The organism is Clostridium tarantellae, from assembly GCF_009295725.1.
GTDB classification, from domain to species: Bacteria; Bacillota; Clostridia; order Clostridiales; family Clostridiaceae; genus Sarcina; species Sarcina tarantellae.
Map to the genome: position 1 here is coordinate 1 of NZ_WHJC01000619.1, position 582 is coordinate 582.

Annotated in this window: 1 pseudogene; it reads right to left on the minus strand. The window is 24.4% G+C overall.

What is annotated here, in order from left to right:
• Positions 1 to 204: pseudogene (locus GBZ86_RS16660) on the minus strand (hypothetical protein); the annotation flags it as partial.
• Positions 205 to 582: the final 378 nt, after the last annotated feature.

Sequence of the window (582 nt, forward strand, 5' to 3'; positions counted from 1 at the left end):
AAATATAGTTTTATAAGATACATTTAAATACTTTTTTACTATATTAATAAGATCAGCCTTTGAATTACTATATGTTTGAATTAAATATTTAGAGTTTACTTCACTTGAAATATGAACTAAAGCAATATAAGTATCAATTATATAGTATTCGTTACAATTAAAAATAATATCATTTAAATGTGAGTTATATAATTTTGTTGCCATTCTAATTCACCTCCTTTTGCTACTTTATTTATAGATATACTTATTGTATTTTATTATTTAAATTAATGCAAAAGTGGTCAAAATTTCACGAAATGTACTAGGCTACGAGCAAAGACTTGACGAAGGAATGCGCTTTAGAAGCATTTTTTTGAAAAAATTCACGAAATGTACTAGATTTTAAGCAAAGAAAAGAAATGGCACTATTACTACGTTTGATGGTTGTCAAGTAGAAAAAAAAACGAAATTCATGAAATTTCATAAAAAAAGTTCACGAAATGTACTAGGTTACCAGCAAAGAAAGTTAATTTTTTAGTATAAAATAGAAATTTTAATTAAAAAGTTCATGAAATGTACTAGGCTAGGAGCAAAGATAAGAAT